This is a genomic window from Mesorhizobium sp. M4A.F.Ca.ET.050.02.1.1, assembly GCF_003997725.1.
In the GTDB taxonomy this organism is placed as follows: domain Bacteria; phylum Pseudomonadota; class Alphaproteobacteria; order Rhizobiales; family Rhizobiaceae; genus Mesorhizobium.
In genome coordinates this window covers 1-384 of record NZ_RZSG01001569.1, presented here as the reverse complement: position 1 = coordinate 384, position 384 = coordinate 1, and the positions used below count along the sequence as shown (strand labels likewise).

The 384-nt window shown below is 62.5% G+C and carries 1 protein-coding gene; it reads left to right on the top strand.

Annotation, left to right across the window (positions count from 1 at the left end; translation table 11 throughout):
• The coding region (locus EOA33_RS38670) for an ArdC-like ssDNA-binding domain-containing protein (protein WP_127407885.1) at window positions 1–384 on the top strand (384 nt) is incomplete at both ends.

The window sequence follows — 384 nt, the reverse complement described above, 5'->3', positions numbered from 1 at the left end:
CTTCTCCACCGCTGCGCGCGGGCGGCATTCCCTATCAGGGCATCAACGTGCTGATGCTGTGGGCGGCAGCGGTGGAGAAGGGATACGCAACCCCGTTCTGGCTTACCTTCAAACAGGCGCTTGATCTCGGCGCGCATGTCCGCAAGGGCGAGAAGGGCAGCCTTGTGGTCTATGCCGGCCGCATCACCGGCACCGAGACCGACACGGCAACCGGCGAGGAATCCGAAACCTCCATTCCGTTTCTCAAAGGCTATACCGTCTTCAATGCCGAACAGGTGGAAGGCTTGCCCGAGACCTATTATGCGAGACCGGCCCCGCGCGATGAGACGATCACGCGCATTGAACGGGCCGAGAGCTTCTTCGCCGCGCTCGGCGCCGATATCC